At 40.2% G+C, this 13,499-nt stretch carries 13 protein-coding genes; 1 reads left to right on the top strand and 12 read right to left on the bottom strand.

The window, feature by feature from the left end:
• Positions 1 to 634: 634 nt before the first annotated feature.
• The 3 genes from rpoZ to R8923_RS12125 are packed head-to-tail and all read right to left on the bottom strand — an operon-like array spanning position 635 to position 2,355.
• Positions 635 to 838, bottom strand: a complete 204-nt coding sequence (rpoZ, locus tag R8923_RS12115) for a DNA-directed RNA polymerase subunit omega (RefSeq protein WP_485873079.1) — start codon at positions 836 to 838, stop codon at positions 635 to 637.
• A gap of 5 nt (positions 839 to 843) precedes the next feature.
• On the bottom strand, positions 844 to 1,458 hold the full coding sequence (gene gmk / locus R8923_RS12120) for a guanylate kinase (protein WP_485873016.1): 615 nt from the start codon (positions 1,456 to 1,458) through the stop codon (positions 844 to 846).
• A gap of 21 nt (positions 1,459 to 1,479) precedes the next feature.
• The gene (locus R8923_RS12125) at positions 1,480 to 2,355 is read right to left on the bottom strand and encodes a YicC/YloC family endoribonuclease (protein WP_485873017.1); all 876 of its coding nucleotides are present in this window, start codon (positions 2,353 to 2,355) and stop codon (positions 1,480 to 1,482) included.
• A gap of 123 nt (positions 2,356 to 2,478) precedes the next feature.
• On the opposite strand from R8923_RS12125, the gene R8923_RS12130 reads away from it, so the two are divergent.
• On the top strand, positions 2,479 to 4,191 hold the full coding sequence (locus R8923_RS12130; protein ID WP_485873018.1) for an Rqc2 family fibronectin-binding protein: 1,713 nt from the start codon (positions 2,479 to 2,481) through the stop codon (positions 4,189 to 4,191).
• 743 nt (positions 4,192 to 4,934) lie between these two features.
• On the opposite strand, the gene R8923_RS12135 is transcribed toward R8923_RS12130, so the two are convergent.
• The 9 genes from R8923_RS12135 to cbpB form a co-directional block, all read right to left on the bottom strand.
• Positions 4,935 to 6,080 (bottom strand): ABC transporter permease, encoded by a 1,146-nt coding sequence (locus R8923_RS12135; RefSeq protein WP_485873019.1) that lies wholly within the window; start codon positions 6,078 to 6,080, stop codon positions 4,935 to 4,937.
• 1 nt (position 6,081) lies between these two features.
• Complete coding sequence (locus tag R8923_RS12140) at positions 6,082 to 7,188, bottom strand: ABC transporter permease (protein WP_485873020.1); 1,107 nt, start codon at positions 7,186 to 7,188, stop codon at positions 6,082 to 6,084.
• 14 nt (positions 7,189 to 7,202) lie between these two features.
• Positions 7,203 to 8,141 carry an ABC transporter ATP-binding protein gene (locus R8923_RS12145; RefSeq protein ID WP_485873021.1) on the bottom strand — a complete coding sequence of 313 codons (939 nt, stop codon included), beginning with the start codon at positions 8,139 to 8,141 and terminating at the stop codon, positions 7,203 to 7,205.
• Positions 8,142 to 8,223: 82 nt separating this feature from the next.
• The gene (locus R8923_RS12150) at positions 8,224 to 9,342 is read right to left on the bottom strand and encodes a sensor histidine kinase (RefSeq protein ID WP_485873022.1); all 1,119 of its coding nucleotides are present in this window, start codon (positions 9,340 to 9,342) and stop codon (positions 8,224 to 8,226) included.
• On the bottom strand, positions 9,339 to 9,986 hold the full coding sequence (locus R8923_RS12155; protein WP_485873023.1) for a response regulator: 648 nt from the start codon (positions 9,984 to 9,986) through the stop codon (positions 9,339 to 9,341). Before R8923_RS12155 ends, R8923_RS12150 begins: the two co-directional genes overlap by 4 nt.
• Before the next feature lie 12 nt (positions 9,987 to 9,998).
• Positions 9,999 to 11,171, bottom strand: a complete 1,173-nt coding sequence (locus R8923_RS12160; RefSeq protein WP_485873024.1) for an N-acetyldiaminopimelate deacetylase — start codon at positions 11,169 to 11,171, stop codon at positions 9,999 to 10,001.
• A 5-nt stretch (positions 11,172 to 11,176) separates the two neighbouring features.
• Positions 11,177 to 11,887: a 2,3,4,5-tetrahydropyridine-2,6-dicarboxylate N-acetyltransferase gene (dapD, locus tag R8923_RS12165; protein WP_485873025.1), complete on the bottom strand. Its 711-nt coding sequence runs from the start codon at positions 11,885 to 11,887 to the stop codon at positions 11,177 to 11,179.
• A 38-nt stretch (positions 11,888 to 11,925) separates the two neighbouring features.
• Positions 11,926 to 12,807 carry a transcriptional regulator CcpC gene (gene ccpC / locus R8923_RS12170; RefSeq protein ID WP_485873026.1) on the bottom strand — a complete coding sequence of 294 codons (882 nt, stop codon included), beginning with the start codon at positions 12,805 to 12,807 and terminating at the stop codon, positions 11,926 to 11,928.
• Positions 12,804 to 13,256, bottom strand: coding sequence for a cyclic-di-AMP-binding protein CbpB (gene cbpB / locus R8923_RS12175; RefSeq protein WP_485873027.1), 453 nt, complete (start codon positions 13,254 to 13,256; stop codon positions 12,804 to 12,806). Before cbpB ends, ccpC begins: the two co-directional genes overlap by 4 nt.
• Between the last annotated feature and the right edge of the window lie 243 nt (positions 13,257 to 13,499).

Consider the following 13,499-nt stretch of genomic DNA (forward strand, 5'->3'; position numbering starts at 1 on the left):
AAATCTAATTCAGTGTATACTTTTATCTTAAATAAATGTTGCGCTTAAAAGATTTGCTATCATTTCAATCCAAGTTACCTTTTTAAACCCAGAAATTAGAGCATTCGATTCCAGCTTTACTAGCTACTTCACTTTACTTACTTTTTCGGCCATGACTTAAGGAGTAGAAAATATTTTTTATCTCTTTGCTATGGTTTAGAAATTTTTGTTAACTTGTTTCCTCACCACATAATTGATAACTATTATTTTCTATGGTTAGGGTAATTTTTATGTCAAATTAGGAAAGAGTAATGATTCTATTTACTTTCAAATCTTTATTTTCTTATTAAACATTAATTAAAATTTGAAGAATAACTAACTCAATGGCTTTAGAAGTCTCTTTCTCTGCTAAACAATCCATGAGGCATTTTAGTTTCAACAAACTGAAGCAAGTAGTATAAGCACTAATTATAGCTCTTACTTTTTAATTGTATAGTTTTCATTATGCTTGTTCGAAAGTTAGAGAAAAAAATCAGCTTTTCCAGTAGATAGTTGTGTGAAAATGAATAAAACCGAAAATCAAACAACCTCGTCAAAATAAAATGGACGTTGCCTAATTTTCGGTTCTTTTTTCATTATATTCCAGACGCTTTTTTTATTCAGCGTCTTTTGCAATCACTAATTGGCCAGCAAGAACTTCTTCTAGCGCTTTTCCTACATATTTATGAGATTCATAAGTTGGTAATGAGCCTCGGTCGTTTTCTGCTTGCATGGCACGAGCGCGAGCGGCTGCCACAGTTACTAAAGAGTATTTTGAATCAATTTTTAAAAGTAAATTATCAATCGATGGGTATAACATCATAATTAAATCTCCTCCAATATATTTTGATAGCGGTGAATCACACGCTCTGTTTTCAAATGTTCTGTTTCGACAATGCCTTTAATTTTCTTGACAGCGTCAATGACGACATCATTTACAACCGCATAATCGTATGACGCCATCATTTCAATTTCTTCTTTAGCGGTTTTCATTCGCGCTTCGACTACTTCGAGTGTTTCTGTGCCGCGGCCGATTAGGCGGTTTTTAAGTTCACCGAGGTCTGGCGGTGTTAGGAAAATGAAAACACCTTCTGGCATTTTCTTTTTCACTTGCATTGCGCCTTGAATCTCGATTTCTAAAAAAATATCAATGCCCTTTGCGAGTTTTTCCTCGACATAATCAAGCGGCGTCCCGTAGTAGTTGCCCACGTATTCGGCATATTCGAGCATTTTTCCGTCGGCGATGGCCTGCTCAAACTCCGCACGACTTCTAAAATAGTAGTCCACACCGTCTTGTTCACCTTCACGCGGTTTTCTTGTTGTCATCGAAATTGAGTATTCAAATTTCGTTTCTGGGTCCCGAAAGACCGCTTCTCTTACCGTTCCTTTTCCAACCCCACTCGGTCCTGAAAGAACAATTAACAGGCCTCTTTCCGCCATCTTTTTACCTCATTTCTAAAGTCATTCCACATTTTGAACTTGTTCTCGAATTTTTTCAAGCGTCGTTTTCATTTCCACAACATTTTCCGTAACTGTAAGCGACATAGCTTTTGACCCAATCGTATTCACTTCACGGTTCATCTCTTGAATAAGGAAATCGAGCTTTCGTCCAATTGCACCTTCTTCGGTAAGTATACTATAAAATTGCTTCAAATGGCTATCTAGCCGTTCGATTTCTTCATTAATATCGGCTTTTTCTAGGAATAAACCGAGTTCCGTGAGCATCATGCGCTCATCAAATTCGGCTTCCGCTAGTTTCGTGAGCCGTTCCGTAAGACGCGCTTTATAAGTGGCTTCCATTTCTGGAATCGCCTGACGCACAGAAAACATGCACGACTCGAATGCCTCTAAATGCGTTTTGAAATAGAGCGCTATTTCAGCGCCTTCTAGACTACGCATCTCATCAAGCCTTTTTGTCGCACCATAAACGCCTTCTAAAATAAGTGCTTCAAGCGCCGAGTTGGCCTCGCTACTTTCACGAACTTCAAGAAAAACAGGATCTGCTAAAAAGTCTCGCATCGTCAAGCTTTCCGAGAACTCATAACGCGCTTCTGCTTGTTTTAGAAACCGGTAATATTCATCAGCAAGCTCAAAATCCACCGCCAAATGATGCTTCGCAATTTGTGCCCCTTCAAACGAAATAAAGCACTCCACTCGCCCGCGTTTTAAAACCCCGGCCATCGTTTTTTTCAGTTTTGTTTCGAGATAAGCGAATTGCCTAGGCATTCGAAAAACCGCCTCAAAATACCGATGATTAACAGCCTTTAATTCAACCGTCACTTTAAAATCATCTTTTTCTTTCGTTTTCCGACCGAAACCTGTCATGCTTTTCACCATAAGATTCGCCACCTCTTATACTAGTTTCATCTCATTATTATAGCAAAGCTCGTGCTACTTGCATAGTTAAACTTGAAATTGTGATACAATAGAATGTAACAAACAAGTAAAGGAAGAATGAAAATGGCATTTGACGCAATGTTTTTAAAAGCGATGACCGAAGAAATTAAAGAAGGCGCGGAAAGTGGGCGCATCATGAAGATTCATCAGCCGTTTCCGCACGAACTTTTGCTTTATATCCGAAAGAACCGTGAAAATAGACGGCTACTCATTTCAGCGCATCCGAGTTATGCGCGTGTGCAGTGGACAAATGATGTTCCAGAAAACCCACCAAACCCGCCAATGTTTTGTATGTTGCTACGTAAGCACTTAGAAGGCGCCATCATTGAGGAAATTCGGCAGGAGCCTAATGAGCGGATTCTCGTACTTTTTTTCCGCGGAAAAGATGATATTGGCGAAAATCGTTTTTTAGATTTGTATATCGAAATTATGGGGCGTCATAGCAATTTAACGCTTGTGGACCGTCAAAAAGGGACAATTATTGATTGCATTAAACATATTAGCCCTGCACAAAATAGTTACCGGACACTACTTCCGGGTGCTAAGTATATTTTGCCTCCTAAGGCGAATAAAATCGATCCGTTCACGGTTTCCACCGCAGATTTTGAGTCATTCATTTTGCCAGAGGAAAATCCGGTCAAAAGTCTCGTGAAACATTTCGCGGGTTTCAGCCCACTTCTCGCTTGGGAAATTGTCCACCGGGCTAAAGACACGAGCTCTAAAATGTTACAGTCTGCCTTCTCTAGCGTTTTAGAGGAGATTCCAACATTTTTAGGCAAAAAAGCTGTGCCACATACTTTCGTGCATAACGAAAAAGAGGATTATTATTTTATGCCGCTAGCGCTTGAGGCTTCTTCTAAGCGGTATGATTCTTTGAGTGAACTGCTCGATGCGTTTTATAGTGGGAAAGCTCGGCGTGACCGTGTTCATCAAATGGGGCATGATTTGGAGCGTCTCTTAGCGAATGAGCGAACGCGCAATGTTTTAAAGATTGAAAAACTAGAAAATACGCTACTTGAAACGGAGAAAGCGGATGAGTTTCGTATCAAAGGGGAACTCCTTACGGCCAATTTATACCAAATGGAAAAGGGTGCGGAGCAAATTACGGTGCAAAATTTTTATGATGACGCGTTACAAGATGTGACTATCGCACTTGATACGCGCCTAACGCCTTCACAAAACGCACAGCGTTATTTTACGCGCTATCAAAAACTGCGGAATGCTGTTGCTTATGTCCGGGAACAAATCGCTCTGACGCAGGAAGAAGTCGCTTACTTGGACGGCGTTCTGGCACAACTTGAGACAGCTGGGCCAAGCGATGTGGAGGAAATTCGGCAGGAACTCGCTGAACAAGGCTACATTCGTTACAAGAAACCAAAAAACAGCCGTCAAAAAAACGCGCTCCCAAAACTCGAAAAATACACCGCAACAAGTGGCCTACCGATTTTAGTCGGGAAAAACAACAAACAAAACGAATATTTGACGAATAAACTAGCAAAAAACAACGAACTGTGGTTCCACGTCAAGGATTTGCCTGGTTCGCATGTTGTGATCCAAGACTCAAACCCTGATGAAACAGCTATCGAAGAAGCTGCCATGATTGCCGCCTATTTTTCAAAAGCACGTTTATCGAGCACTGTCCCAGTTGATGCGACGCTCATTAAACATGTGAAAAAACCAAATGGCGCTAAGCCTGGCTACGTAATTTACGATAATCAAACAACCTATTTTGTAACCCCTGATGTAGAAAAAGTTCAGGCGCTGAAAGATAAATGAATTTTGCCCCGGTATTTTGTCTATCGGGGTTCTTTGCTTATATGATGTGATACTTTAGAATTCACTATAGAAGTGTGCAGCAATTTTATTTTTTATCACGGGGTCTCTTCTCCTTTAAATCTAATATTGTAAAAATAAAAAGCCCGATGCTCGCTAGAAACGCAACATAAAATGGCCACTGAATAAACTTGGTTAAAACAATTTTTAAAAATGTGGGCTCTGTAAATAACTTAAAATTGAATCTTTGAAAGGGAATTAAAAACATCATTACCATGAGTAGTCCTGAAAAGAAGACTACACTAAAATCTAAACGCTTGAAGAACAAAGAAATAATTATAATAAGTAGTACAATGAAAAAAATAACTAAAAACAAAGTATTTTCTGACAACCATTCAAATCCCGTTTGTTTTTTCGTCTCAACTACAAACCAGTTTAAAAAAGGTGTTACAAAGAGAATAACGATTAAGCCCCATTCTATACTTTTAAACTTCATAATCCCACTCCTTTTGTGTTTTTTTTCACAAGATGTTCGAAAATTTTTTACCTTCTTTCAAAATTTTATAATAATATTTTTATTTTTGTCAATCCTTCCGGTAAATAACAAGTTCGGGACATAAATAAAAAACAAGCAAAAATCCAGTAAAATTCATTTCGAAAAATGGCATGTTTACTGGATTTTTGCTTATTTACTGTCTTTTTTTTAAACAAAATATCATTATGTCTTAAGCTCGCTTACTATCATTTTAAACAAACGACCGCAGTTCCTCGTTTTTAGCAAATTTATAGCTTGCGATGCTGAAAAATAAGAGTGTGTAACCGAGTAAAATGATGATGTTTAAACCTAAATCGGCAAGTGTGCCGTTTTGTTGAAGTTTTGAGACCGCGTCCATGACCCAGTATTGTGGCATGAAAGCTGCGATTTTTTGCATGACGTCAGGCATAATGGCAATTGGAATTAGTGCGCCAGAAAGTAATGTTGAAATCGTAAAAATCGTCGTTTGCATGGCGGAAATGCTTTTTCTACTTCCAACAACAAAACCAAATGCAAGCGAAAGCACGACTGCCATAAGTGAGAACACTGCAAGAATAATGAACAAATCAACATAGGCGACACCTGGATTAATCCGAAAGGCAAAACGCATGGCAAACAGACAAATTAACACCTCAAGCAGCACAATTACATAGGCGAAAAGTGCGTTACCAAACAAATATTTCTTACTCGACAGTGGCGTGGACATTAGACGGTAGAACGTTCCTTCTTCTTTTTCTTTTAAAATGAGCTCCCCGAGACTGCCCGCTGCATAAAGCAGCATCATGCATAAAAAGCCAAGAATTTGAGCTGACATCATCTGTTCGATATTCGAATGATCCTTTAAATCGACTTCATCAACCGGTAATTTTGAGGCGTCATACGTTTTGACCGTCTGCTTGAAATCAGCTTGACCGCCTAGTTTTTCCAATTTTAAAAGCTTATTAATCTCATTTGAGAGAAGCATTTTGGCGGTATTTATTGTATTTTCCCCTTGAATTGATTCAATTTTAAAATTACTCGCTGTTTGTTTCGCTAAGCTACTATTAGCGCCTTTTTCAATTAAAATAAGCGCATCTAGCTGCCCGCCAATTAGTTTGGCCTTGCCTTTCTCATAGGAAGTCTCTTTCATGCCAGGATTATCTTCTTTCAAAAAAGTCACCAATTGGTTCGTATACACGCCTGAGTCCTCATTTACGATACCCATTTTTAAAACACTCGTGTCGTTCATTTGTGCGCCGTAAGAAAAGAAGTAAATTAAAATACTCAAAATGGGGAGGCCTATAATCATAAAAATACGGATTTTTGATTTTTTTAAGACGTCCCAATTATGTTTGAAAATCCAACCAATTTGCGCCATTTTAATACACTTCCTTTCGTTTTTGTATGATGGCAATGAGCGCGATAAATAGAACGGCAAAGCAGACATTAATGGCAATTGGCATAATGGCCGCTGAAAGTTGCCCGTTGTAAAGGACATCGCGAATGCCAATGTTCGCCCAACCAATTGGGGAGAGCTTTTGAATTGCTGGGCTAATCATCGGGAAGTAAGCTCCGCCTAGGAAGGCAAAAATTTGAACGATGATACTCGATACGGCGGCGCCTGCTGCGTTTCCGTTTGATAAAACATCAATCGCCATCCCAAATGATAAGGAAAATAGGGCGAGACTAAAATAAACGACCGCGATGAGTAGGACTGCGCTTCCCCAATTGACGCCAAAGAACAACTGGGACACCACCATCAAAAGCACTAAAGAAATCGCTTGAACGACGAGTTCACCAATAAAATTCCCTGTAATCGCCACTTCTTTTCGGACTGGGGCGATGAGCAGTCGAATATCCGTATGTTTCAATTTTTCAATTCGAAATGCGTTCACGCCTGACATCATGCCAAACATCATTGTCATGCCGATGAGCGCGATTGCATAGTACTGGAAGGACGACACATTTTCACTAGTTTTTAGTTTCTGGATTGAAATCGCATCTTTAGGTATATCGTTTGTCGCTAAAACCTCGTTCATTTGCGTAGGATTGACTTTTTGAGCCGTGACAGCGAGTTGATAGTTGGACGCGAAAGCATTGATATACCCGTCTAATCGCGCTTTTTCAATCGTATCTGGGCTGTTCGTCAAAACATGTAAATCATTTGACTTCACCAAAACAAACGCTGTCGCATCACCGTTTCTAACCTTTTCCTCACCAGAATTTACCCCATCTACTTGTTTAAAAGTCACGCTCTTTGAACTTGCTTCATCCGCAAATGTTGTAAATGCTGTATTCATGTTTGCGTCTCCCTGCAAGGTGTAGACGATGTTCATCTTGCCTAAATCGGTGTCATCAGTGAACGCGTTTTGAAGGATGCTACCGAGCACAAAAATGAGCGCCACGGGAAAAATCAGCATGAAAATGAAAAAAGTTTTATCGCGCAGTGAGAGTTTCACTTGCTTTTTGATGATATGAAATAACATTTTCTTGCCTCCTTTTAATCACGCAATTTTCGCCCAGTTAAGGTTAAAAATACGGTTTCCAAGTTGAGTTTTTCTTGATTGATTTCCAAAATATCAATTTTATGCTTGAGTAAGATGGCCAAAATCGCATTTAGCGTGTTCACTTCACTATTTGACGTAATGTGTAGCGAATTCGTTCCATTCCACGTCACCGCCTGAACGCCCGAAACCCCTTCAATATCTGTTGTCGCAACGCTCGCGTCTTGATCCACGATAATTTCCATTTCTTTTACGTCCGTCACCAAACTAATGAGTTGCTCTTCTGTGCCTTCTGCAATGACTTTCCCGTGGTCAATAATCGCAATATAGTCACAAATTTCCTCGACCTCTTCCATATAGTGACTCGTATAAATTATTGTCGCACCGTTTTCATTTAGTTTTTTGATTGAACGTAAAATGTAATTACGCGACTGCGGGTCAATACCAACTGTCGGTTCATCCATAATGATAAGTTCTGGGCGATGCGCAATCGCACAAGCAATATTCAAGCGACGTTTCATCCCACCTGAGAACGTTTCTGGTCTACCTTTCGCTTTATCAGATAAGCCGACAAAACGAAGCGCTTCATTTGCAGCCGCATCAAGTTCCTTGCCGCGTAAACCATATAGTCCTGCGAAAAATTTAACATTTTCAAGTGCCGAAAGCTCACTATAAAGTGAAATTTCTTGTGGGACAAGACCAATCTTACTTTTAATCATCAAACCATCTTGTCCTTCTTCCCCACCAAAAATCGCAATATCACCACTCGTTTTCTTAATTAAACCGCATAAAATACTAATGGTCGTACTTTTCCCAGCGCCGTTTGGACCTAACAAGCCAAAAATTTGCCCCTGCTCAATTGAAAGCGTGAGTCGGTCTACTGCAACTGTTTTATCAAATTTTTTTGTCACTTCATTCATTTCAACAATTTTCATCACGTACCTCCTTTTTTCTTAATTATAAAAAAGAAGCAAGGACTTTGCCTAGTGCAATTCCTCACTTCTTCACATGAGATTTTCACGAAATCGGGATTAAAGTAATGACCGAGAAACCGTCCTCCCCTTGAAAAATGACGTTACCGCCTAGTTTCGCCGTTCTTTCTTCCATACCTAATAAACCTAGATTTTTAAGAATAGTTGTCGTACCAATTCCGTTATCGCGTATTTCAAAACGTGCGACCTTGTTTAAAACGATGAGCTCCGCTTCAATTCGCGTTGCCTCACTATACTTTAATGAATTGGTTAGCGCCTCCGTTAAGTTTTGTAAAAACACATACCACATTGGTTGACTAATTTTAGCTAGTGGACCTTTCGCATAAAAAAGCGTTTGGCATTTATACTTACTTTCAAACTGTGACAACTCACTTTTAATACGCGTGACACCTAAGCTTTCCTGCGCAGGCTTTGTTTCTTTCAAAGTTTTTCGAATTTCTTCAATGCCCGCCTGGCTAATTTGAATCGCATTATCTAGCAACTGTGCCGCCTGGTGAGCATCTTTATGAAGAATCGCCTTACAAGCTTCTAGCTGAATAAGTCCACCAGAAAGTGAATGCCCCAATTCATCATGAATGCGGTGGGAGAGTGCGTTTCGCTCCTCCAATTTTGCAAGGCTCGTCTCTTCCATTATTCGCGTTTCAAGTTGATCCATCTTTATCCGCATATTTTCCAGCTGAATACGTTGTGTCTCATTCGTCTCTTCTTTCCACATCAACGTATACGCCTGTTTATTCAAAATCATATAAAAAATGAATGCAAATGTCATAAGCCATAAATAAAGCGCGCTTATTTGAAAATCACGAAAGGCGAATAAGGGTAGCATCGCAATCACAGCGTATAATGCGTAGACTGATAAACTCCCTTTTTCCCCTCGTAAAAAAAGTGAAAAAAGCGAAAACGGGAATAAAAAAAGTAAATAGGGCATGGCGAGAAAGCCAAAAAGCAAAATACCGCCAGAAAGTAATACAAGTAGCGAAATTCGCGCACGAACTGTGATAAAACTTAGCAAAGTGAACGATAAATATAACAACACAGCTAGTAAATAGCTCGCATTAAAAAAAGCGGACAAGTGCTGTGTTAACACAAATAACAGCAAGAAAAGCGAAAAAACTACGTCTATTTGAATTTTATAGGTATTCATTCCGCATCCCCATTCCCGCTACCCGTGAAATATAAAATCGCAATTTGCGTTCGGTGCGAAAGCCCCAACTTCCCAAGTAATGCCGAAATGTTGTTTGCAACCGTTCCCTCTGAAATAAAAAGGTGTTTTGCAATTTCCCGGTTTGATAGACCTTTGGCTACCGCCTTCACAATATCCTTCTCGCGTTCAGACAGCCCCAGCGCATCAAGATCCGCATATGCAGCCTTTTTCGTCTGATTGACAGCACGCAATTTGTCCCAAATTTCCGCCTGAATAATGCTCTGCTCCTGCATCACACTATAAATTGCGTTGATAATTTTCTTTGGGTCATTATTTTTTAACAAGTAGCCCTTTGCCCCGTTTTGAATCGCCTCCAAAATAAACGCATCATCATCAAAGGTCGTTAAAATAATCACTTTCGTATTCGTATCTCGCACAATTTTTTTCGTTGCAAGAACGCCGTCCATAACAGGCATGCGAATATCAACAAGTGCCACATCAACCGCATGTTTCAGACAAAACTGATAAGCCTCTTCCCCGTTTTCAACCGTGCCTACAACCTCCAAATTTTCCTCCGTATTCAAAATAATCTCTAAACCGCCCGTAATAAACGAATTATCGTCCGCTAAAAGTACACGTATCATAAGCAAAACCCCTTATTTTTCGGCTAAAAACTTCGTTAAAACAGAAATCGCGAACGGAATCGCATCTTCTTGTGGATTTAATTGTGCGTGGTGCAAGCCGTAAGGAGAATCCACCCCAAGCCAAAACATACAACCAGGTATTTCTTCCAAGAAATATCCAAAGTCCTCTCCAGTCATGGCTGCCGGCGCCTCAATAAAAGCAGACGTAAATTCACGATTTAAAAAGGAAATAAATTGTTTTGTTTCTTCCGCATGATTGTAAACTTGGCAGTAATCTGATCCCGGTGTAAACGTAATCTCACATTGAAAAGCTTCTTCCATACCGCGCGCAAGCTGTTTTAAACGTGTCCAAATGACTTCCATCGTTTCCTTCTTCGCCGTCCGAATTGTCCCGTCTAAACTTGCCGTTTCAGCGATAATATTTTGCGCATCCCCGCCAGAAATTTTCCCAACAGTCACAACAGCCGCATCCATCGGGTCAATGTTCCTGCTTACAATCGTTTGCATTTGCGTCACAAAATGACTTGCACAAACGACCATATCATTCGCAAGATGCGGATACGCCGCATGCCCAGCGCGTCCTTTAAACGAAATAAACAGTTCGGATGTGTTCGCAAAAAGCAACCCTTCTCGTGTTGCAATTTGCCCCACTTTATACTCTGGTGCGATATGTAGAGCATAAATTTCATCTGGCCAAAAAGCTTTAAATTCCTCACTTTCTAAAATGGGCAAAGCCCCGCCAGGACCTTCCTCTGCGGGTTGAAAAATAAACACCAAATTTTGTTTAGGCTGAGTCATAGCAAAGTGCGTCAAACACCCTAGCGCAATACTCATATGAACATCATGACCGCATGCATGCATGGCCCCTTCGTGTTTCGAAGCAAACGGCAGACCCGTTTTTTCAGTAAGCGGTAGCGCATCCATATCCGTCCGGTACCCAATTGTTTTCGCACCTACACTGCCTGTTATGCGAACAAAAATCCCCGTACGCCAAGTTTGTACCTCAAGAAACTCTTGGTTCAGTCCCGCAATATAATCAAGCAAGTATTTCTGCGTTTTGTGCTCCTTAAAACCAATTTCTGGAATCTGGTGTAGGTCCCGTCTAATTTCAATAAAACGATTCACGAAAAATCCTCCTTTTTGAAAAGAAAGAGACGTGCCAAATGAACACGCCCCTCTCTTCATTTGATTTAAAGTTGTCGTAAGCCTTGCATAATTTCCGTTTTAGATGCTGTTTTTGCATCGAGTTCTTTTAAAACGCGTGCCGGAATGCCCGCTACCACCGTTCCTGGTGCAACATCTTTTGTCACAATCGCACCAGCCGCAACTACTGCGCCTTTGCCAATTCGTACGCCTTCAAGTACAACGACATTTGCCCCAATGACAACATCGTCCTCCACAATAACGGGTGTTGCAGATGGTGGCTCCACAACGCCTGCTAATACGGAACCTGCTCCAATATGGCAGTTTTTCCCAACTGTCGCACGTCCACCAAGTACTACATTCATATCAATCATCGTGCCATCACCAATGACAGAGCCAATATTAATGCTTGCCCCCATCATAATCACGGCATTATCGCCAATCGTAACTTGATCGCGAATCACCGCACCTGGTTCAATACGTGCATTAATATTTTTTAAATCAAGCATTGGAATCGCTGAATTGCGGCGATCATTTTCAACTACATAATCTGCAATATGCGCTTCATTTTCAGCTAGTAGTGGCATAATATCAGCCCATTCACCAAAAATCGTACCTGCATTTCCTGTAATAAATGTTTTAATATCATTTGGGAAAGCTATCTTCTCTAAATCACCTTTCAAATAAACTTTGACCGGTGTTGATTTTTTACTGTTTTGAATAAAAGAAATAATTTGATGTGCATCCATTTGTTCCATATTTAAACGCCCCTTTTTTATTTTTTAGTTTGCCATAGCTAGCGATTTGTTTCAAGAAATTGATTTATCACTTCTAAAAAAGCAGCCACTTGCGGCAATTCAAGTGATTGTTCATATGTAAGCAAATTCGTATCCCGTCCGAGCTCTGTCCCGTCTTTTTCAGTTAGTGGAATACGATTTACGACCGCATCTATGTTTTGGCTGAGTGTCACTTCAGGCAAAATCGCAAAACCAATTCCGTTTATCGCCATCTGCCTGGATGTTTCAATTTGATCCATTAACATAACTTGTTTTGGTAGTTTCGAAAAATTTCTCTGCCAGTAGTCTTGAATGACTTGATAGTAGTTTGAATCGCTTCGAAACTGAATGAATGGCCGGTTCGTCTCAAAAACGTCTTCAATACGTTCAATTTCTTGATCTACTAAAATCAAGCGGTCCGTAAATAAATGGCGCTTCACACTTTTCCAAGATGTACCACCGCGAACAATTCCTATATGTACCGAACCAGAGGCAAGCAACTCATGAACATCGCTACTCCAACCCGTTTGAAGTGAAATCGCCACATCAGGATATTTCTTCGTGAACCTTTTTAAAACGCGTGGCAACCACATTTGCGCCACAACACTTGCACAAGCAATACGAAGCGTACCGCGCACAACGCCTTTAAGCGCCAGAAGCCGCTCCTGAATCTCATGTTCCCGAGCAATTACACTTGCGGCATGTTTGACGATTGCTTCTCCTTCAGGCGTTAGCAGTAAACCTTTTTGCGTCCGAATAAAAATCTTTGTATTCCATCTGCTTTCAATTGTTTGTAAACGTTGCGATAAAGCAGGTTGACTCAAAAAAAGTTTTTCCGCACTCCGCCGCATATTTAGTTCATCTGCTAGACAGACAAGCAATTCGTATTCTGTCACAATCATTTTTCGTCCTCCAACGGTGTGTGAATAAAGCGATTCACCTGTTTTAAAATAATTCTTCGTGTAATAATCCCTTGGAATTCATTTTCCTCATTCACCACACATAAAAATGGATTATCTACAAGCAAGCTTACGACACGTTCAGGATTAATCTCTCCCTTAATAACAGGAAATTCCGTTTGCATCGCATCTTCTACTTTTAATGTTTCAAGCTTTTCATATTCAATACGCTCAAGTCCCAAAATGGAATCCGTAATTCTAGCAGCGCTAATTAGTCCGTGAAGTTTAAATTCAAAATCAAGAACTGGAATAACCGAATAACCACATTTTGTAAGTACTAAAAGCGCATGCTCCAAATTATTACCTAACTGCACATGGGCAACCTTCTCAGCAGAAATCATACTTTCTTCAAGTTTATCCTTAAAAAAATAACCTAATCTATTTGAAATCACGTGGAACCCTCTTCTCAAATTATAGTAAATCATTGTCATATTGCTAGTAAACGGCAATCTTCGTCACTTGCGCCTTCTCCGATGTGCCCCGCATCACTTCTCACATGGTCAGGAAACTACGCCTTTCCTGTTTTCAGTCATCATGTACTCGAGTATGCTCCACTTCGGTACCAAGCTTTGCTTAGAATCTCACCATTTGTCAGTAGTCTGATTTTACGTGGAATATTTTATCTCGCGAATACT

The organism is Listeria tempestatis, from assembly GCF_963575625.1.
Classification (GTDB): Bacteria; Bacillota; Bacilli; order Lactobacillales; family Listeriaceae; genus Listeria; species Listeria tempestatis.